Origin of the sequence: Mesorhizobium sp. M1399, assembly GCF_040317735.1 — a bacterium.
Classification (GTDB): domain Bacteria; phylum Pseudomonadota; class Alphaproteobacteria; order Rhizobiales; family Rhizobiaceae; genus Mesorhizobium.
The window spans coordinates 37,407-55,488 of sequence record NZ_JAMYKZ010000022.1; the positions used below are offsets into that span (position 1 = coordinate 37,407).

15 protein-coding genes, 3 pseudogenes and 1 riboswitch are annotated in these 18,082 nt (G+C 59.7%); of the genes and pseudogenes, 7 read left to right on the forward strand and 11 right to left on the reverse strand.

Going from position 1 to position 18,082, the window contains the following annotated elements:
- Positions 1 to 148 precede the first annotated feature (148 nt).
- On the reverse strand, positions 149 to 376 hold the full coding sequence (locus NKH05_RS28390; RefSeq protein WP_353026654.1) for a hypothetical protein: 228 nt from the start codon (positions 374 to 376) through the stop codon (positions 149 to 151).
- A gap of 373 nt (positions 377 to 749) precedes the next feature.
- Between NKH05_RS28390 and NKH05_RS28395 the strand changes: the two genes are divergently transcribed.
- Positions 750 to 962 carry a cold-shock protein gene (locus NKH05_RS28395; RefSeq protein ID WP_023679670.1) on the forward strand — a complete coding sequence of 71 codons (213 nt, stop codon included), beginning with the start codon at positions 750 to 752 and terminating at the stop codon, positions 960 to 962.
- Between the two features lie 227 nt (positions 963 to 1,189).
- Here NKH05_RS28395 and NKH05_RS28400 read toward each other — a convergent pair whose 3' ends face one another.
- Positions 1,190 to 1,660, reverse strand: a complete 471-nt coding sequence (locus NKH05_RS28400; RefSeq protein WP_352452644.1) for a Ros/MucR family transcriptional regulator — start codon at positions 1,658 to 1,660, stop codon at positions 1,190 to 1,192.
- 562 nt (positions 1,661 to 2,222) lie between these two features.
- Here NKH05_RS28400 and NKH05_RS28405 point away from each other — a divergent pair.
- Both NKH05_RS28405 and NKH05_RS28410 read left to right on the forward strand, forming a co-directional pair.
- Complete coding sequence (locus NKH05_RS28405) at positions 2,223 to 2,525, forward strand: DUF982 domain-containing protein (RefSeq protein WP_352452612.1); 303 nt, start codon at positions 2,223 to 2,225, stop codon at positions 2,523 to 2,525.
- Between the two features lie 804 nt (positions 2,526 to 3,329).
- Positions 3,330 to 4,385, forward strand: coding sequence for a cytochrome-c peroxidase (locus NKH05_RS28410; protein ID WP_353026688.1), 1,056 nt, complete (start codon positions 3,330 to 3,332; stop codon positions 4,383 to 4,385).
- A gap of 277 nt (positions 4,386 to 4,662) precedes the next feature.
- Here the strand turns inward: NKH05_RS28410 and NKH05_RS28415 are convergent, their stop codons facing one another.
- From NKH05_RS28415 to pdxR, 5 genes and pseudogenes are all read right to left on the reverse strand, one after another.
- Entirely contained in the window at positions 4,663 to 5,184 is a 522-nt protein-coding gene (locus NKH05_RS28415; RefSeq protein ID WP_353026656.1) for a helix-turn-helix domain-containing protein, read from the reverse strand.
- A 246-nt stretch (positions 5,185 to 5,430) separates the two neighbouring features.
- A complete protein-coding gene (locus tag NKH05_RS28420) occupies positions 5,431 to 5,742 on the reverse strand; it encodes a phenylalanine--tRNA ligase beta subunit-related protein (RefSeq protein ID WP_353026657.1) in 312 nt (103 codons plus the stop codon).
- Positions 5,743 to 5,813: 71 nt separating this feature from the next.
- Positions 5,814 to 5,873, reverse strand: a pseudogene (locus NKH05_RS28425) (hypothetical protein); the annotation flags it as partial.
- A 478-nt stretch (positions 5,874 to 6,351) separates the two neighbouring features.
- Positions 6,352 to 6,429: pseudogene (locus tag NKH05_RS28430) on the reverse strand (MOSC domain-containing protein); the annotation flags it as partial.
- Positions 6,430 to 6,588: 159 nt separating this feature from the next.
- Positions 6,589 to 8,085 carry a MocR-like pyridoxine biosynthesis transcription factor PdxR gene (gene pdxR, locus NKH05_RS28435; RefSeq protein WP_502913281.1) on the reverse strand — a complete coding sequence of 499 codons (1,497 nt, stop codon included), beginning with the start codon at positions 8,083 to 8,085 and terminating at the stop codon, positions 6,589 to 6,591.
- A gap of 82 nt (positions 8,086 to 8,167) precedes the next feature.
- On the opposite strand from pdxR, the gene NKH05_RS28440 reads away from it, so the two are divergent.
- Both NKH05_RS28440 and NKH05_RS28445 read left to right on the forward strand, forming a co-directional pair.
- Complete coding sequence (locus tag NKH05_RS28440) at positions 8,168 to 9,400, forward strand: trans-sulfuration enzyme family protein (RefSeq protein ID WP_353026659.1); 1,233 nt, start codon at positions 8,168 to 8,170, stop codon at positions 9,398 to 9,400.
- A 52-nt stretch (positions 9,401 to 9,452) separates the two neighbouring features.
- Positions 9,453 to 10,355 (forward strand): dihydrodipicolinate synthase family protein, encoded by a 903-nt coding sequence (locus tag NKH05_RS28445; protein WP_353026660.1) that lies wholly within the window; start codon positions 9,453 to 9,455, stop codon positions 10,353 to 10,355.
- A 359-nt stretch (positions 10,356 to 10,714) separates the two neighbouring features.
- On the opposite strand, the gene metE is transcribed toward NKH05_RS28445, so the two are convergent.
- A complete protein-coding gene (metE, locus tag NKH05_RS28450) occupies positions 10,715 to 13,051 on the reverse strand; it encodes a 5-methyltetrahydropteroyltriglutamate--homocysteine S-methyltransferase (RefSeq protein ID WP_353026661.1) in 2,337 nt (778 codons plus the stop codon).
- Between the two features lie 95 nt (positions 13,052 to 13,146).
- Positions 13,147 to 13,347, reverse strand: a riboswitch (cobalamin riboswitch).
- A gap of 663 nt (positions 13,348 to 14,010) precedes the next feature.
- Between metE and NKH05_RS28455 the strand changes: the two genes are divergently transcribed.
- Positions 14,011 to 14,142 carry a hypothetical protein gene (locus NKH05_RS28455; protein ID WP_353026662.1) on the forward strand — a complete coding sequence of 44 codons (132 nt, stop codon included), beginning with the start codon at positions 14,011 to 14,013 and terminating at the stop codon, positions 14,140 to 14,142.
- A gap of 317 nt (positions 14,143 to 14,459) precedes the next feature.
- Here the strand turns inward: NKH05_RS28455 and NKH05_RS28460 are convergent, their stop codons facing one another.
- Both NKH05_RS28460 and NKH05_RS28465 read right to left on the reverse strand, forming a co-directional pair.
- Positions 14,460 to 14,888 (reverse strand): hypothetical protein, encoded by a 429-nt coding sequence (locus NKH05_RS28460; protein WP_353026663.1) that lies wholly within the window; start codon positions 14,886 to 14,888, stop codon positions 14,460 to 14,462.
- Positions 14,889 to 15,058: 170 nt separating this feature from the next.
- Positions 15,059 to 16,085, reverse strand: a pseudogene (locus NKH05_RS28465) (MFS transporter); the annotation flags it as partial.
- 287 nt (positions 16,086 to 16,372) lie between these two features.
- Between NKH05_RS28465 and NKH05_RS28470 the strand changes: the two are divergent.
- Entirely contained in the window at positions 16,373 to 17,050 is a 678-nt protein-coding gene (locus NKH05_RS28470; protein WP_353026664.1) for a transposase, read from the forward strand.
- Positions 17,051 to 17,082: 32 nt separating this feature from the next.
- On the opposite strand, the gene NKH05_RS28475 is transcribed toward NKH05_RS28470, so the two are convergent.
- Positions 17,083 to 18,075, reverse strand: a complete 993-nt coding sequence (locus NKH05_RS28475) for an adenosine kinase (protein ID WP_353026666.1) — start codon at positions 18,073 to 18,075, stop codon at positions 17,083 to 17,085.
- Positions 18,076 to 18,082 lie beyond the last annotated feature (7 nt).

The following is an 18,082-nucleotide window of genomic DNA, read 5'->3' on the forward strand; positions in this document are numbered from 1 at the left end:
GTCGTCGCTGGGTACCAAACAGGAGAATTTGGCGGTCGCGGTCGAATTCATCTGCGCAAATACCGACTGGCTGTGCTCGGTTTGCCGGCGAACAGATTTTGCCTTCTTTGCGGCTGCAAACGCATCCCTGGCGGCGTGGTCCCTTAGGTCAAGAGCATCGGGTGAGTAACAGCCTGATCCTGCTCAATCTGATACGCGCCAACCGCCTCGCCGGATTGTGGAACCCCTCGCGGGTAGCGTCTACCACAAACAGCAAGGTCATGAAATCAAGTAGGAAGTCGTCGATCGCTTGGGCGATTGTTTCTGACTTGCCCTTGAACTGGTCCAGCAAAACGCGCGCGTTATCGATCGCTTCCACGCTGGTGGCATCGATCAACCCCTCGACCCTCTTGAAACAATCCAATTCGAAACTCCTTCAAGCGCTTGCCAAGCCGTTATGCACGAAGGTAGCTCCGTGAACTACCCGGCCTTTGACCTGGCGGCACGAGCAGCGGTCGGCCTTACGTCCCGTGCCTCCAAGCACCAGCCCTAGACGTGGCGCTGAGGAGCGTTGGAAGGATCGGGCGCTTCCGGCCATGCTCGAGCGGTAGTGTAGGACAGTGCTTGCTGGCGACTACGGCCAAAATGGAGTGCGCCAGCTGATCGGGGCTTAACAATTTTTCGCTTTTTGCTGCGCCCAAGTCTCGGCTATGAGTCAGGCAGGCCTAATGGCCTGCCCGACGTTGCAATTGTTAAGGAGGAACACGTATATGCCTACTGGAACGGTAAAGTGGTTCAACAGCACCAAGGGGTTTGGATTTATCCAGCCCGACAATGGCGGTCCGGATGTTTTCGTCCACATTTCCGCTGTCGAACGCGCGGGCCTCTCGACCCTCGCTGACGGCCAGAAGATCAACTATGAGATCGAGCAGGATCGCCGCACCGGCAAATCCTCCGCTGGCAGCCTCAGCAAAGCTGGTTGAAATTTTCTCCTGCGTCCTGGCAAGAGTGGGCGCGTAGGTCCGGAGGTCCTCACGGCCGCTCGATAGGAGCGAGCAAAAACTGAGGGCAGCAGATTGCTGCAGGCGTCGCGAATTCCTCATGAAACAAAAAAGGAAGGCGGGGTTGGCCCCGCCTTTTTATATGACGATATGACGCGCAGATTAAGCCGATGGCTGCAACGCTCCAGAACGAATCTCCATTGCCGAAATCAAGCCGCGACCTTCTTGCGGGTTCGCTTCGTCGGCGCCGGCTCCGGCGCTTCCGGCGCTTTCGGTTTGCGGCCGAGCCCCATTGTCTTGGCCAATGACGAGCGCGCCGCGGCGTAGTTCGGCGCGACCATGGGATAATCCGCCGACAGGCCCCATTTGGCCCGATATCCATCCGGCGTCAGCCCATAGTGGGTCGACAGATGGCGCTTTAGCGATTTGAATTTCTTCCCGTCCTCAAGGGAGATGATGTAGTCCGGTGTCACCGACTTCCTGATCGGGACTGCAGGCGTAAGGGCAACCGGCTCTTTTGCAGAGACACCTTCCGCCGTCCCTTTCAGAGCCGCGTGCACTTGGCCGATGAGGGCAGGGAGATCCCCCACCGGGATCGGATTGTTGGAGACATAGGCTGAGACGACATCGGCCGTGAGCTCGATGAGGGTGTTGATGTTTTTTTCGGCTTCTTCTGTCATGAAACTCTCCAGGCGGCGTGAAACACAGTCGGCGAAGCGTCGCTTCATAGTGGCGGTCGCCGCTGAAAGCAACCAAGGTCTCGACAGGGTTATTGCGATGCTCGTCCAGCAGCGAGATCTATAGCGCGGTATCGCGCCGTCATGACCGTTGATGCGTTCCGTTGTTGGCGACCTGCCGCGGTGCTTGCGCATTTTCAGGCGCGTCTCGGCCGTAAGCTTTGCGCCAGACGACCAGTAATCTCGAAACGAAGCGGGCTATTCCTGTTTCGCCATTCTCTTTTTGGCTGTGAAATCGATGGCAGAGCAGTGGCCGCTTCCTGGTGGCGCGTGGCGGAACTATCAAGCGTTGATTCGCAATGGTCGAAACGATCTAGATTCATCCGGTGAGCCGCTCTTGCAGCAGGATGTTAGGGATTGACCCGCTGGCAAACCGAGGACATCACGCCGCTGCTTTGCTATTGAACCGCTATCGCTATGACAACACATTCCGCAATGGTGGGCGGGTGTAGAGGAGGCGCCTGTTCACGCAAAACTAGCGGTTTCAGCAGGTCGGGAGGAACGAATGAGCTCAGGGACTTTCAGCAGCCCACTTTTCGTAAGGCGTGCAGCGCACATCGTGCAAGAGATTGCCAGTCCTGCGGATGCTATCGATTTTCTCAACGAATGGCCAGAAGATCGCAGAGACCGGATCTACGAAGCCGCCCTCAGGGCGTGCTTTGATGCATACAACGGACGAAAACCTGCGAGCGCAGCGCGCAAGGCTGTTTTCCGCTTTGCGAAACAGGTCGCCATATTGGAAGATGCAACTTCGGCGATGCAATGGCTCGCTGCCTGCATGTCGGGCAGTGGAAAAGCGCAAGTATAGGCGCCGCAGTCGTGTGTGAGGCTGGAGCGGGTACGCCGACGAGGTTATTGTGTCGAGATTTCGCCGGCATCTGGAGCGTAGTGTAGCGAACAAACAATATTTTGCGGCGCTATGGCGATGTTAATCATCTTGTTGTATTTGTAAATCAGCTTCTCGCGATAGGATTGCAACGCCTCCGGTGTGAAAATCACTGCGTGGGACTTGGTTCTCAAATTCATGATGGTAAATACCGTGTGATGATTGCAAAGCAGTTGTCCCATCGAAGCAAGATGATAAACGAAGCCAAAATTGCGCTCCGTCGTCTGCCAATATTCGCTCTATGGAGGCCTACAAGCCAATTAAAACAGCTACTCGGGCGCCTCTGAAATTCGTGTAATTCTGCTCACCCCAAACGGCCCTCTACAGTCGAAATAAGATCGTCCCGCAAAGGTGCTACGAGACACTATCGCGGATCGATTTGGGCCCACGTCGATCTGACGAAGGCAGGCGGAAGTCGAGCAGGACCTGCTGCGGAACAGATAACCGGCCCCAAACCGAATCTGACACGGTGGCGGCCCCGATTTCTTCATAGTTGAAGGCGCAGAGAGAACCGAAGCACGGCTCAGGCGCCGCCGCTTGCCGAGCAGCGATCCTCCGCCTCCCTGAAATCCAGTCGAGAAGACCGTTCAATTCCGGGACAGTCCAACCTCTGCCGCAAAAACAGGTTTCAGACCACCCGGTCCTCTCCCGCAACTGATCTAGCGCAGGGCGTTCATGAGCCGCATATCCCAGAGTGGCTGCGTGCACGACGCAGCGAGATCATTTATGAAAATCCTATTCAGTACGATGGCTGTCCCCTTGCTGACAGCCATCACTTTTGCTGCGGATTCGATCCCCGCAGACCTCAGAGAAACGGCACTGGCCACTTTCAAGGCTTTGCCACCCACCACGCCGGTAGTCGCTAACAACCCGATCACACCGGAGAAGATCGCCCTCGGCAAGGCACTGTTCTTCGATCCACGCGTCTCGGCGTCAGGCGTCTTGTCGTGCAACTCGTGCCACAACTTGGCCACCGGCGGCGACGACAATCATGAAACCTCGATCGGCCATGGTTGGCAAAAGGGACCGCGCAACGCGCCGACTGTACTGAACGCTGTCTTCAACATCGCCCAGTTCTGGGACGGTCGTGCCGAAGACCTGAAGGCTCAGGCGAAGGGACCGGTCCAAGCCGGCGTCGAAATGGCCAATACACCGGGTCAAGTCATCGCCACCCTCAAGTCGATGCCGCAATATGTCGATTGGTTCGATGCAGCTTTTCCGGCTGAAGCCGATCGCGTCACGTTCGACAACTTCGCCAAGGCAATCGAAGCCTTCGAGGCGACACTGGTCACGCCGGCCCCCTTCGACGGCTTCCTCAATGGCGACGAGGCTGCCATGACTTCCGAACAGAAACAGGGCCTGGCGCTTTTCATGGACAAAGGCTGCTCGTCCTGCCATGCCGGCATCAACGTTGGTGGGGAAGCCTATTACCCATTCGGCCTCGTGGAACAGCCCAGCGCCGAGGTCCTGCCGGAAAAAGACAAGGGCCGATTTGCGGTCACCAATGCAGCCGACGATTCCTATGTTTTCCGCGTGGCGCCGCTGCGCAACGTTGCACTCACCGCGCCATACTTTCATTCGGGCAAGGTTTGGGATCTGAAACAGGCCGTTGCCATCATGGGAACCACCCAGCTTGGCGTGGTACTGGCGGACGAAGAAGTCGACCTGCTTGTTGCCTTCCTCAACTCGCTGACCGGAAAGGCACCCGAGGTCGCCTATCCCATCTTACCCGCCGAAACGGCGACAACACCCCGGCCTATAACGCAGATCTTAGGAAAATAAACGGCCAGCTGACTGCGGAACATCGCAATTGACAATGATTGCGACTTTTACTGGACGAGACGAGTCGCGACATCCATGAGAACGCAAATGGCTCGTTTCCAAAGTGCAGACACTGCTTCCGTCACCAGCTCGTTGCGATGGAATCATGTTTGGGATCTGGCGTGCGACATGCCAAGGAAGGCGTCTGACGCACGAGGCTCGCGCGCTGTCGATACCGCGCGGCGGCCGGTCATCGCGCTGGCGGCCGAATTGCCGCGCGCCGAAGTGATCGGCCCCCTTAGGGCGAAGGGGCAGCCACTCCGTCCTCCATGTCCAGCGATTCTTCGACTGCTTCCGGATTCCGGGCGATGGTCCAAAGGAGAGTATTCGCCGCTGCATCCGGTTTCGAGCGACCTTGCTCCCAGTTTCGAAGCGTTGCCAGATCGAGGCCATACCTCACGGAGAATGCCTCCTGAGAGAGCTTCGTGCGATCCCGGACTTCGCGAACACTTATCGGCCGCGGCGCATGAACCTTCGCGATCACGCCTGCGGACGACAGTTCATTCTTCAGTGCCAACAGGTCCTCGACGCAAGGAACCGTCACGAACGCCTTGCCGTGATCGACCATCTCCGTGAGTATCGCGTGGGCCGTCCTGAGCGGCAGCTGTCTCTTAACGAGAATCCGGGCGGCCTCAGGAGTATTCGCGCCGTGAAGAAAACTGAGGCTCAGTCGGACGGGAGAGCCTGACGACACCGGGACGACGTCCCGGGTTCGCACCCGTTGTCCGTACCGCTCCATGAATTTCGATTTAGTCGACATTAAGCTTCTCCGCGATCACTCGACCGAGCTTGCGCAATTTGGACCATCCCCACTGGAGGCATCGCGATAAAAGTACGGCAAACAACGCTAAGGGAGAACAAGCAGTGATCTGATTTCGTTCGACGCTCGTTTTCGAGAGCCGTTCTGGGTCGTTTGCAATCAACTGTGTAGGCCAGCGGAGCGAGCAAGGAGCGCCAGATCCGGACAGGGCTGAGTGGGGTGTTTCTCCGAAAGGTGGGCCATGCCCTAAGGGACACGAGATGTAGTGGACTCGTCGATCCGCGCGGTTTCGATTCGCGCACCCGGGCACAACGCTTGGATAAGTCCCATCAAATGCTCTCCGGTGCCCGTCATCTGTTTAGCTGACATTGGGCCGAGGGCTTCCAGCACGAGCCACATGGCGCGGGTATCGGCCGTGACCATGGTGCGCCGCCCCTGCCGCCAGTTCCAGCGGCGGCACGTGACACCGGCATCATCACACCAGATGACTTCGCCCGGTTCAGGATGCTCTGTAACCATTTCACCTTGCTGGATCGTGTCGAATGGCTCGCTTCGCAACTAGAAGTCTCGGGACCCCCCTGGTAGAGATCGAGATCTTCCCCGCCAATCGGAACGCCGTACAGCACGCTGACGGCATTGTAGGCATCAACCAGTGGGGATATCCGCGGGAGAGAGCCATCTTTCCGCACCCGCTTGAGAAGCGCGGCGGCCGAGCACGGCGTTCGATTGGCTTTTGTGCCGAAAGCCTCCTAGGCAACGGCCCACGCCGCAAGACGCGCGTCCCTTTGGGCGTCATCGCGAAGCGCCGCCTGTTTCGCCGCCGCAATCGTGTCGTTCAACGCCTGTGCATCCGGCACGTCGATTCCAGCGTTCCGCACCACAATGCTGATCAGATGAAAATCCCGGTAGCGGGCCTTGATCTCGGGGCAATCAATGGCGTGAAAGACATGGGATGCTCTTTTCTCATGGGGAGGCTTTGCGCTGCGGGTGGTTCGGGAAATGTTTCAAGAAAGGTGCTTGTCGAGCGTCCAGATCTTCTGGCGTCGCCATGGTGCATGCCGCACCATGCGCTGGATAATTCCATCATTCGGCGGTGGACAAGGCCTGATAGAGATCGTCGATTATGTCTTGCGGGTGCTCGAGCCCACCTCGGCCGGCAACAAGCTACGCCTCCTCCAGTTCCTCCATTTCATAGGAGGCAGCGGGCGCGATATGGATGTGAAGCAGCTTTCCTTGCCAGGTCATGCATCGCTCTCGGAAATTCGTCTCGCACGAAATCTGCCGCCAAACTGGCCTGATCAACAGCACCAGTTGCATGGCGTATTCCCAGTCCAGTTGGCTTTGCAACGACTGCGGTTAAGCCCAAGGGTCGGTTTCCTCGCCAGCACGCCACGTCCCGCCGTTTTAGCCACCGTGTCCCGGCAACGCGTCTTGCACCTGCTTGACAACCGCTCGCAGGATCTCAACGCCCTTCTCGATTTGCCGAATGCTCAAGGCGGCATAGCCCATGACAAGCCCCACGCGATCGATGTGGCCTTCGTCCGATTGCCGCTCGTAAAGGGGCGAGATCAGGTGCAGCCCCAGGCCCGCGCCTCGGGCGGCTTCGACCAGGGTCGTTTCCTGCGACCGCGGCAGGTCGTTGAACCAAACGGCGACGTGCAGTCCGGCATCTGCTCCCTGGACAGCGATGCGATCGCCGAAGCTGTGCCGCAAGGCGCCCAACAACGTCTCCCGACGCTCGCCGTTCAGCCTGCGCACACGCCGCACATGGCCTTCGTAGCCGCCACTCTCGAACAAACAGGCCAGAGCCTCCTGTTCAGCCACCGGCGAATGCCGGTCCGCGAATTGTTTGGCGGTAGCGAAGACCTCCTGCAATTCCGTCGGGACGACGAGATAGCCGATACGCAGCATCGGCGAGAGCGTTTTGGAGATCGTGCCGAGGTAGATGACAGCCCCGTGGTCCTCAAGACTGTGCAGCGGAGGGACCGGATTGATGTCGTAGCGATATTCGCTGTCGTAGTCGTCCTCGATCACATAGGCGTTGTTGTGCCGCGCCCATTCCAGAAGCTGATGGCGGCGCGCGATCGGCATGACGCCGCCCAGCGGAAACTGATGCGATGGCGTGACATAGGCCAGTCGCGCCCCGATCCCCGCCAGCAACTCCGTCTTCATCCCGTCCTCGTCGACGGTGACGGGGATGGGCAAGGCACCCGTACTGGCAAAGACCTGACGCGCCATCCTGTAGCACGGGTCCTCGATGACGAAGCGGTCGGCGCGATCGAGAAGCAGGCGAGCGCACAGATCGAGGCCCTGCTGCGAACCGTTGACGATGATGATCTGCTCGAGGTCGCAGCTCAGGGTTCGGGCGCGCCAGAGATAGCCCTGGAGCGCCTGGCGCAGCCGGCGCGAGCCGCGAGGATCGTCATAGGCAAGACGCAACGGGCGCTGCCCCATCGCCTCGTTCATCGCACGTTTCCAGACCAATGCGGGGAAGTCTGACGTCGCCAGGTCGCCATAGCGGAAATCGACCTTCAGCCCAGTCGGCAGATAATCCGGCCAGGGCGGCGTAACGCGCAGTCGTTCGCCATAGGCGGACAGATGAACCGGGCCGACTCGTTTCGCGACAGTGCGGCTCGTCTCAGGACCGATCAGCGAGGATGCAACGCGAGGTCGTGCGCCTTGACGGACTTCGATAAAACCTTCCGCGGTCAGCTGGTCATAGGCGACCGTCACCGTCGTTCGCGAAACCCCAAGGTCATTTGCGAGGCCTCGGGAGGACGGCAGCTGACTGCCGGTTTCATAGACGCCGCCGAGGATTTGCTCGCGAAGAGCCTCGTAGATCTGGCGTGCACCCATCGCGTGCGAGCGAGCTGCAGAGCCGGCACTTGAAGACTGGACCATTTCATTCATTGCTAACTGGATATTTCACATTGGCCAGTTTGCCGTCAATCTTTCGGAAACCCAAGAAAGATCTAGAGGCCGAATGACCCATTCCTATCAATCGGAAACCGATGCTCTCACGCGGTCGCCCAACGACACCGGTCCCGGATTCGCCACTCGGGCGATCCATCATGGCTACGATCCGGCCCGCTTTTCCAATGCCGTTCAGCCGCCAGTCTTCTTGACCTCGACCTATGGATTCGAAAGCGTGGCAGCGAACGAGGCCGCCGCCACCCTTGGCGGAAGGCTCTATGCGCGCGAATACAATCCCACAACGGAGATCCTCGAACAACGGCTTGCCAATCTGGAAGGAGCCGAGGCAGGTTTGGTCGTTGCCTCGGGGATGGCGGCTTTCGGCACACTGATCTTGTCGCTCCTGTCCCAAGGCGATGAACTCATCGTCCACAGGACACTTTATGCGAACACGCTTGCCATGGTCGAACAGGCGGTCCCCCGCTTCGGCATCAAGGTCGTCGCGGTCGACCTGTCCGATCCTCACAATCTCGATGCCGCGATCACCGAGCGGACCCGGCTTGTTTTCTTCGAGACGCCGGTGAATCCGCTGAGCCGCATCCTAGACATCGCTGCCATTGCCGAGCGCGCCCACGCGCGCGGTGTAAAGGTTGCAGTCGACAGCACCTTCGCCTCCCCCGCGCTCCAGCGGCCGCTCGAACATGGGGCCGACCTCGTGCTCCACTCGCTGACCAAATACATCAATGGGCACGGCGATGCCCTTGGCGGGGCGATTCTCGGCGACGCGCAAACGCTCCGCACGCTGCACGAAACGGGCCTGCGCTACATCACCGGCGCAGCGCTCTCGCCCATGTCAGCCTTCCTGATCCTGCGCGGTCTGAAGACGCTCACGCTGCGCATGGAACGGCACAGCGCCACTGCCCTTGCGGTGGCTCAGGCGCTCGAGGCGCACCCGGCGGTGGCATGGGTGAGTTATCCTTTCCTCGACTCGCACCCTGATCAGGTGACGGCGCGAAAGCAGATGTCCCAAGGGTCGGGCATGTTGGCCTTTGGCCTCCACGCTGGGTTCGAGGGCGCGCGGCGGATGATGGACCGGCTCAACCTGATCGCCCGGGCTGTCAGCCTCGGCGATGCCGACAGCCTCATCTATCATCCGGCAAGCCTGACCCGTGCTCGTCAGCCGATCCGCAAGGATGCGCATCTGGCCGGTGGAGTCGGCGAGGACCTCATGCGTCTCTCGGTGGGTCTTGAAGACGTCGATGACCTAATCGCCGACCTGCGGCGGGCTCTGGACGCCTTGTGATGACCTGCCGTCCGGCCAGTCCTGCGCTCACGCACAAACCTGGAGTCTTGCCATGGCATTCCTGAGCGGTCTTTCCGCGTTTCCCATCACGCCCGCCGATCGTGACGGCCGCGTCGATACCGTTGCTCTGCGCAGGTTGATTGCCAGGCTTTGCGCCGCTCAGGTCGACTCCATCGGTCTTCTCGGCAGCACCGGCACCTACATGTATCTGTCGCGCGAGGAACGGCGACGGACGCTCGCCGAGACCTTGGACGAAATCGCCGGGCGAACGCCGGTCGTGGTGGGTGTGGGCGCGTTGCGCACCGATGAAGCAGTGAGATTCGCGCAGGACGCCAAGGCCCTTGGAGCTGCCGCGGGGCTGCTTGCCGCCGCCTCCTACACCCCGCTCACTGATGACGAGGTGTTCGAACATTTCTCCACGGTGGCGCGCGAAAGTGGCCTTCCGATCGTCATCTACGACAATCCAGGAACGACGCATTTCCGTTTCACCCCAGCACTCGTCAGCCGCCTGGCAAAGGTGCGGGGGATCGTCGCTATCAAGAATCCGACAGACAAGGGCGATGCGATCAAGAGCCATCTGGCCGACCAGAGGCGCACTATGCCGGAAGGGTTCTCGATCGGCTACAGCGGCGACTGGAACGCCGCAGAGGCCATGATCGCCGGCGCCAACACATGGTACAGCGTCCTCGCCGGCATCGTGCCCGAGGTCTGCGTGAAGATCGTCACGGCGGCGCAACAGGGCGATGCGGCCGAAGCGCGACGGATCGATGCCACGCTTGCGCCGCTCTGGAGCCTCTTCAAGGAGTTCTCGAGCCTTCGCGTCGTCTATGCACTTGCCGAATTGCTCGACATTTGCCGTACCGACCCCCCGCGTCCCATCCTGCCTCTGCCCTCAGCAGCGAAGCGCCAGATCGCCGCCGCGTTGGAACGCTTGCCATCGGATGTCAACCGGTGAACAGCGAACCCGGCGGCCAGTGAAGGAACCTGTCATGTATGTACCCGCGCATTTCGATGAACCGAGCCGAGAAGTCCTTTACGAACTGATCGAGAACAACGCACTTGGCGTGCTGATAACCATGGCTGGAGCGGTCTCGACGCCAATCACATCCCCTTCGAACTCGACACGTCACAGGGAGAAAACGGTACCCTTTACTCCTGCGCGATTAATACACGTGCCGAAGGAAAGTGCACATTCTCGCTCGAGTGACTTATTTCAAAGGATGTGATCGCGTTTTGGCACATTCACGGCCGACATGCGGCAGCCGGTCACTCACCACATGGTGAGCAACCAGGAAACCCTCCGGCCTACACTTTCTACCGGAGCGCACGTGCTGCATCGACCATGTTCATGAGGGCAGGGCGGACCTCCTCCCATTTGCGTGTTTTGAGGCCACAGTCCGGGTTTACCCACAGCTGGGAATCCGACAGTCGCTCGCGGGCAAGCATGACGAGATCCGAAATCTCGCCGACTTCCGGGACGCGTGGTGAGTGAATGTCGTAGACTCCGGGACCGATTTCGTTCGGATATTTGGAGCTCGTGAAGGCGTCCAGCAGTTCCATCTTCGAGCGCGACGTCTCAATCGAAATGACATCCGCATCCATTTCAGCGATCGCGTCGATGATCTCGTTGAACTCCGAGTAGCACATGTGGGTATGGATTTGAGTCGCGTCCTTTACACCCGTTGAAGCGATCCGGAAGCATTCGACAGCCCAGTCGAAATAGTCTTTCCAGTCAGACTGGCGCAGTGGCAATCCTTCGCGAAACGCGGCCTCATCGATCTGGATCATCCTTGCGCCGGACCATTCGAGATCCGTCACCTCGTCGCGGATGGCGAGCGCGATCTGGCGGCATGCTTCGGAGCGGGGTACGTCGTCGCGAACAAAAGACCAGTTGAGAATGGTCACCGGGCCTGTGAGCATTCCCTTCACAGGGTTTTCCGTAAGCGACTGGGCGAATTGCCACCAGCGCAGCGTCATCGGCTTGGGCCTCGATACGTCGCCGAAGATGATGGGGGGGCGCACGTAACGCGACCCATAGCTCTGCACCCAGGCATGCTGGGTGAAGGCGAAGCCGGACAGCTGCTCGCCGAAATACTGTACCATGTCGTTTCGTTCGAACTCACCGTGCACCAGCACGTCCAGCCCGATCTCTTCCTGCCAGCGAATTGCAGCCTCGATCTCCTTCTTCAGGAAGGTCTCGTAGTCGACATAGCTCAGCTGGCCGTTCGCATGAGCGGCCCGCGCCCTGCGTACCTGCGGCGTCTGCGGGAAGGACCCGATGGTCGTCGTCGGGAACGGCGGCAGCCCGAGCGTGCCGGCCTGGACTCTGGAGCGCTCGGCAAAAGCGCTCTCTCGTCGCTTCATGCTGTCGTCAATGCTGGCGATCCGCCCCTCAACCAGCGGGTCATGGATCTTCGTGGATGTCACGCGAGTGGCGGCAGCCTCGGCAGACGCTTTCAACGCGCCTGCCACCGCATCCCTGCCTTGGGACAGGGCCCGGGCAAGCAACACCAACTCGTCGGTCTTCTGGGCCGCGAAGGCGAGCCACGACCTGATGTCCGCGTCGAGTTCCGTCTCCATGCGGAGGTCGATCGGCACATGCAGCATCGAGCAAGAAGGCGCGATCTCGACGCGGTCCAAGGGCCAGCCGGCGACGATCGGTTTGATGCGGTCGAGAATGGCGGGCAGGTTCGCACGCCAGACGTTGCGGCCATCGATCAAGCCAAGCGAGAGCACCAGATCCTTCGGTGCGAGCCGACCCACCGTTTCCAGCTGCTCGGGAGCGCGCACGAGATCAATATGCAGCCCGGCCAGGGGCAGAGAAACCGCGGTTTCGAGATTGTCTCCCAGCGGCCCGAAATAGGTAGCCAGCATGATCTTCAGCTCGGGCGCGGCTTTCGACAGCTGGCCATAGGCGAATTCGAACGCAGCTCGTTCGTTCGGGTTCAGATCGAGGACAAGCGCTGGCTCATCGATCTGCACCCAGTCGGCTCCAGACAGCTTCAGCCTCTGCAGGAGTTGCTCGTAGACGGGCAGCAGCCGCGGCAGGAGCGCGATGGGATCGAATCCTTCGGCAGGCGATTTCGCCAGCTTGAGGAAGGTGATCGGTCCAAGGATGACTGGGCGTGTGTGAACGCCGAGAGCTTTAGCCTCGATGAAGTAATCGACCGGTTTCGTCGACGAGAGGGCGAACGTCTGATCATCGTTGAGTTCCGGCACAATGTAGTGATAGTTGGTGTCAAACCACTTGGTCATTTCCATCGCGGTTACATCAGACCGATGAGCCGCCTGCTGGTGACCAGCGTGTCGACAATCCTCCGTCTGACCCTGGTTGCCCCGCGCCATTGCGAAGTAGATGTCAAGTGGAACCTCGCCGCTATTCCAGCCGTAACGGGATGGAACGGCGCCGACCATGGCTGCGGTGTCGAGCACATGGTCGTAGAGCGAGAAGTCGTTCGACGGGATTTTCGACACGCCGCGATCGTGCTGCTCCTCCCAGCTAGCGGCACGGAGCGCCTTCGCGGTCGTGAGAAGGTCGGCAGCGGACGATTTTCCGGACCAGTAGCTTTCAAGCGCGAATTTCAGTTCTCGCCGACGACCGAAGCGGGGCACGCCGAGCGTTGCTACAGGAATTTGCTGAGAGACAGTCATGCCAGACCCCGATGGTTGGGGCGTCGGTCACAAGGAAGGCGCTAGCAGGCCGGCACGAACGCCAGGCTGCAGCGGCCACCGAGACACCCCGCCCGTGGACGTAATTCGCCGTGGCAGGTCTCCTGGCTCGCGGGGTCATAGCCTCTACCCGTCTTCCCAAGGCTATTCGCCTCAGTGACATGAGTGGGGTTGGCTCGCCGCTAACAGTTGCGGGGGCAGCGCCGGCATCGCACCGGCTTCCCTCTTAGCTCCGCTGCGGCAGCGCCGTACGGAGAACCACGACGCGGGAGACAATTACAGCAGTTCGCTTCTTTGTCAACGCCGCATAAAGAAATGTTTATGTCGTTATGTTAAATTTCCGTTGGCATGTTCCAAAGGTCGCCTCGAAAGCGAAAACTGTGGAAGCCTTGAGCGGCCGGTAAATCAAAGCAATGACGCACGGCGCCCTTGTCCAGGAGGATAGGGGTTCGTCGGCTGCCGGCAGCAAACATACCGGCAAGCGCGGTGGTGCTGCTTAGCGCATCATGCGAACCACCTCGGCGTCGAACTTCGGCTCCGAGGTTCCGACCGCTTCGTTGGTGATCTGCTCGCGACCATATTCGGCTCAATGGCGAGGCTGTTGCCCATGTGGAAGCTGTTGGCCGTGATGCCCTCGGTGATACGACACAACGATTTCGAGGGGAGCACCCGAGGCCAGGCGCAGCGGCGTGTTGCGAAGTGATCGAGGCCAATGTCTCGAACTGCTTGTTCGCGGCCCACCGGCTCAAGGTAACCCGCCTTAAACCACCGGGCCAGCTCAAGTCCTGTCCAAATGAGGCCTGAGCGGCAAATCGTCGTGCACGCGCACGGTTTGTGATGCGTCTTGGGCGGGCAATCGCCACGGTGCAGCGCGCAGAAGCGGTCCCCAATTGGGAAGCCGAGGGCGTGAGGGCAAGCCAGCGCCACAGGCGGAAGGGGACTTGGACCTGTTTGCCCTGCTGGACCACAAGTTCGCGACACAGGGCCTCAAGGTGAAGACCAAGAGTGATTATGCGCGGGACCTCGCCAAATTCATCAAAAGCAGCGGGCAGTCAAAGTTCGGCGCCGATTGACATGGAGATAGCCATCGCGGCGGACCGCCCAGGCGGACCGCAAGCCGGAATACAACCGGGTGCAGGCGGCCAAGCTCGTCCACAAGATGGCGTCGGGCACACACCGGCGATGGGAGAGCGGACCGTGGAGTGCAGGAACTTCACGCCTATCCACGCTCCCGTGGACGTGTCCTGCGGCACATCGGCAGCGATATTGAGGAGGCAGTTGAGCTTCTGGTCGAGCACTCTTACCTGCCACTACCTACGCTTAACGTCATCTCGTACTGAAAACGCACCACGCAAGGTCGAGGTGTAACATGCGCCCTTCGTGGATGGTTCTAAGCTTCCTCGGGCGCGGTCAATCTGTGATAACGGTCGCTTGGAACCTCCATCACCGCGACGCGATCAAGGTTGGCGTATCGCGCTCGGTAGTAACCTTCTTCCTCCACTTCGGCGAAACTACACTGGGGAACGTCAAAGGTCGCAGCTTCCAATCCGAAGAAAGTCGTAGCGGTTTCTTCATCCAAGAAGTTCCACTCATCTTCTCCGTCGTCATATGTGACGCGAACATAGGAGGCCATGCGCACGGCTTCCTGATCACCCATCTCTGCGATGATGGCATCGCATTCTTTCTTCAGCTTTCCTGAAACCTCACCCTTATCCCAGTCATCCAAAGCCCGATAGATTTCTGGATGATAATACTCTGGCATCTCCTCTACATCGTCACCGATAAGCTCAATGGTGCGGACATATTGCGGATTTATCAAGAGTATTTTGTTGTCAAGGCTCCAACAATACAGCCATGGCCTGCTTGTGTTATTTCTACGAAGATTATGAAGTTCCTTCAACTGACGTAAAATCGATTCACGCGCCTTTTCATCGATAGGATATTGGCGGCTGCCAACAGTCGTCTTGATTCTGAGCGTGCCGTATCGCGTTTCGGCATCGGCAATTGCAAACGGGCTCGTGCGCCACTCCTCGACATCAATCTTCCAGCCCAGCTGGCTGGCATGAGGAGCAGACAGCTCAGCCCAACGTGCTCGCTCCATGCCCGAAAGAAGCAGCTGATCGCCAATACAAAGAACGCACCGCGAATGACCCATTCGTTGGAGAGAACTTCTCGGACCGGCCCGATGAGGAGCGCGCCGCAAATCGCTCCCAGGCCGAAGAAGCCGAGCATCACGCCGTAGGTGACTGCGGTCCCTTTGATCTGTTCGCGAGCGACCAACGGCAGGAGAGCCAAAATGACAACGGCGGTGAGGCCGAAAATGAAACTCCGGCACATCACCTTGAGAAGGTTCGGCGACAAGAGCACGTAACGGAAGCCCGCCGCCATCGCACTGCCGAAAGCCTCCCGCGGCAGCGCTTGTCGTGCCCGTTCGGCTTTCCATCGCAACAGCGCAGCGATCAGAGCGAAGTAGCAAAGGACGTTGAAGAGGAACGCGAAGGCCGCACCGGCTGTGGCCACGATTATGCCGCCAATCGCCGGCCCGATGCTGCGCATGAGATTGTAGCTCATGCCGTTGAGCGCAACCCCGCTTGGCAGGTGTTCGCGAGGCAGGATATCTCCCATGGAGGCTTGCCAAGAGGGATCGTGCAATGCCCAACCACAGCCGATTAGGAAGGTGAGACCCAGAAGGGTCCAGGGTGTCATTCCCCGCATAGGTCAGGAACGCCAGGAAGGCGGATACGCAGACCATCAGCAGTTGCGCAGTCAACATGATCCGGCGACGGTCAAACTTGTCCGCGAGCGCTCCCGCCGCGAGCGAGAAGATCATGTAGGGGAGGGTGGTCGATGACTGGACGAGCGCCACCATTCCATGGGAGGTGGCGATGCTCGTCATCAGCCAAGCTGCCGCCGCACCTTCCACTAGGGTGCCAAGGTTCGAAATGAGTGCAGCCGACCATAGCGAACGGAAGGTCTTGTGCTCAAAAGGAACGAGTGAAGATGTTCTCTTCGCCATTGTGGGAAGCCTCGGGATTGACCGCGGGGCTGGATTTGTTTCGCCTCACTCAACCATGGCCTCGCCGTACAAGCCAAGCTGCCACAGTGCGCGCCTGCTAACCCAGAAAACTTGGCGGCCTTACAGGCATGCGCAGGACGCGCGAAGCCCTCAAATCCCCCAGATGGGTCAGCCATCGAAGACCGGCATCACTTGCCCGTTGAGCGGCTATACGATAATGCTCCGCGCTAAGCAGGAAGCGCCAAAAATTCGAGCGGCGACTTCATTCTCCTATTCAGGAAGGAACTATGAGGCGGCAGACGCGACCATTCACCGTGGAAGTCAAACAAAAGCGCAATTATGAAAAATCCGCACGTTCCATCTGGGGCAATTTCGACATCGCCGCGGCGATGGCCGAGACAACAAAGGAAGTCGAGCCGTTAAATCGTCAGCTTGTTGACTCTACTGTAGTGGCCCTTGATGCTGAACCTTTGCACAAACCGCGAGTGGAGCATTTCATGGCCAATCCCCTGGAAACCGAGTCAGCAGTAATTCATAGCGCACCGGCGGACAAAGCGGAAACGCCAAAACCGAAGACGAGAGCGCGGCGGTCGAGGAAGCCAGAAGCTGAGGCGAGCGCGCCTGCCCGCAAGGAGGGCGCCAAGCCGATATCCGCGACCACTGAAGCACCGCCGTCAGCGCGAACAGGCCGAAAGAGCTACTCCGCGAAGGATCGTGCCCAGAAGCTGGCGCAGATCGAGACCTCGATTGGCGGCGGCGCTACTCTCAAGAGCGCGGTGAAGCAAGCCGGCATCTCGGAACAGACATATTATCTTTGGAAGAAGGCGGCGGCGCCGGCGGCGGATAGTGAAGGGCTGAAGGATCTCGTCGCGCTCGAGGAAGAAAACAAGCGGCTAAAGAGCCTGCTTGCCGATCGTCTCCGCAAGGAGAATGCGGAACTGAAGAAAAGGCTCGGGCTGGATTAAGAAGGGTGGGCAGCTGGTTCTTGGCTCCCCACCTACAGCAAAACCGCCTGCTCCGCCTCGCGACGCAAATTCTGCCTTGGCCTTGGGCCGATCTGCTGGATGACCAGCCCGGCCGCCAGCGAGCCGAGATCGCCGCACTGCTTCAGGCTGCGGCCTTGCGTGTAGCCGTAGAGGAAGCCGGCGGCATAGAGGTCGCCGGCGCCTGTGGTGTCGACCAGCTCGCGGATCCTGGTCGCCTTGATGGTCACGGTCTCGTCGCCGCGCACGATCACCGAGCCCTTTTCCGAGCGGGTGACGGCGGCGATCTTGCAATCCTTGCGGATCTGGGCCAGTGCCTCGTCAAAGGAAGCGGTCTGGTAGAGCGACTTGATCTCGTGACTGTTGGCAAAGACGATATCGACGGTGCCGGAGCGCATCAGATCGAGGAATTCGTCGCGGTAGCGATCGACGCAGAACGAGTCCGACAATGTCATCGACACTTCGCGCCCGGCGGCGTGGGCGAGCTTAGCCGTCTGCCTGATCGCCTCCTTGGCGCGCGGCGGGTCCCACAGATAGCCCTCGAAATAGGTGACGGCGGCGCCCGACGCCTTGTCGGCCTCGACGTCCTCCGGGCCGAGCTCGACGCAGGCGCCGAGATAGGTGTTCATCGAGCGCTCGCCGTCCGGCGTGACGAAGATCATCGAGCGCGCTGTCGGCGGTTCGCCGTTAAGCGGCCTGGTGTCGAAGGCGACACCCTGGGCATGGATGTCATGCGCGTAGATTTCGCCGAGCGCGTCGTTGGAGACCTTGCCGAAGAAGGCGGCGCGACCGCCGAAGGAGGCCACGCCCGCCGCCGTGTTGCCGGCGCTGCCGCCCGAGGCTTCAATGGCCGGGCCCATGCGGCTGTAGAGCAGTTCGGCGCGCCTCGTGTCGATCAAATTCATTGCGCCCTTGATGATGCCGTTGGTCTCCAGGAACGCCTCGTCGCACTGGGCGATGATGTCGACGATGGCATTTCCGATACAAAGCACGTCATAGTCCGGCATCAATGTC

Excerpts from the sequence above, each read along its gene's own strand:
- NKH05_RS28475 (WP_353026666.1), bottom strand. The coding sequence starts at position 18,075 with ATGCCGGACTATGACGTGCTTTGTATCGGAAATGCCATCGTCGACATC.
- NKH05_RS28415 (WP_353026656.1), bottom strand. The coding sequence starts at position 5,184 with ATGTCGACTAAATCGAAATTCATGGAGCGGTACGGACAACGGGTGCGA.
- metE (WP_353026661.1), bottom strand. The coding sequence starts at position 13,051 with ATGACTGTCTCTCAGCAAATTCCTGTAGCAACGCTCGGCGTGCCCCGC.
- NKH05_RS28445 (WP_353026660.1), top strand. The coding sequence starts at position 9,453 with ATGGCATTCCTGAGCGGTCTTTCCGCGTTTCCCATCACGCCCGCCGAT.
- NKH05_RS28395 (WP_023679670.1), top strand. The coding sequence starts at position 750 with ATGCCTACTGGAACGGTAAAGTGGTTCAACAGCACCAAGGGGTTTGGA.
- NKH05_RS28410 (WP_353026688.1), top strand. The coding sequence starts at position 3,330 with ATGAAAATCCTATTCAGTACGATGGCTGTCCCCTTGCTGACAGCCATC.
- NKH05_RS28470 (WP_353026664.1), top strand. The coding sequence starts at position 16,373 with ATGAGGCGGCAGACGCGACCATTCACCGTGGAAGTCAAACAAAAGCGC.
- NKH05_RS28440 (WP_353026659.1), top strand. The coding sequence starts at position 8,168 with ATGACCCATTCCTATCAATCGGAAACCGATGCTCTCACGCGGTCGCCC.
- NKH05_RS28405 (WP_352452612.1), top strand. The coding sequence starts at position 2,223 with ATGAGCTCAGGGACTTTCAGCAGCCCACTTTTCGTAAGGCGTGCAGCG.
- NKH05_RS28400 (WP_352452644.1), bottom strand. The coding sequence starts at position 1,660 with ATGACAGAAGAAGCCGAAAAAAACATCAACACCCTCATCGAGCTCACG.
- pdxR (WP_502913281.1), bottom strand. The coding sequence starts at position 8,085 with ATGGTCCAGTCTTCAAGTGCCGGCTCTGCAGCTCGCTCGCACGCGATG.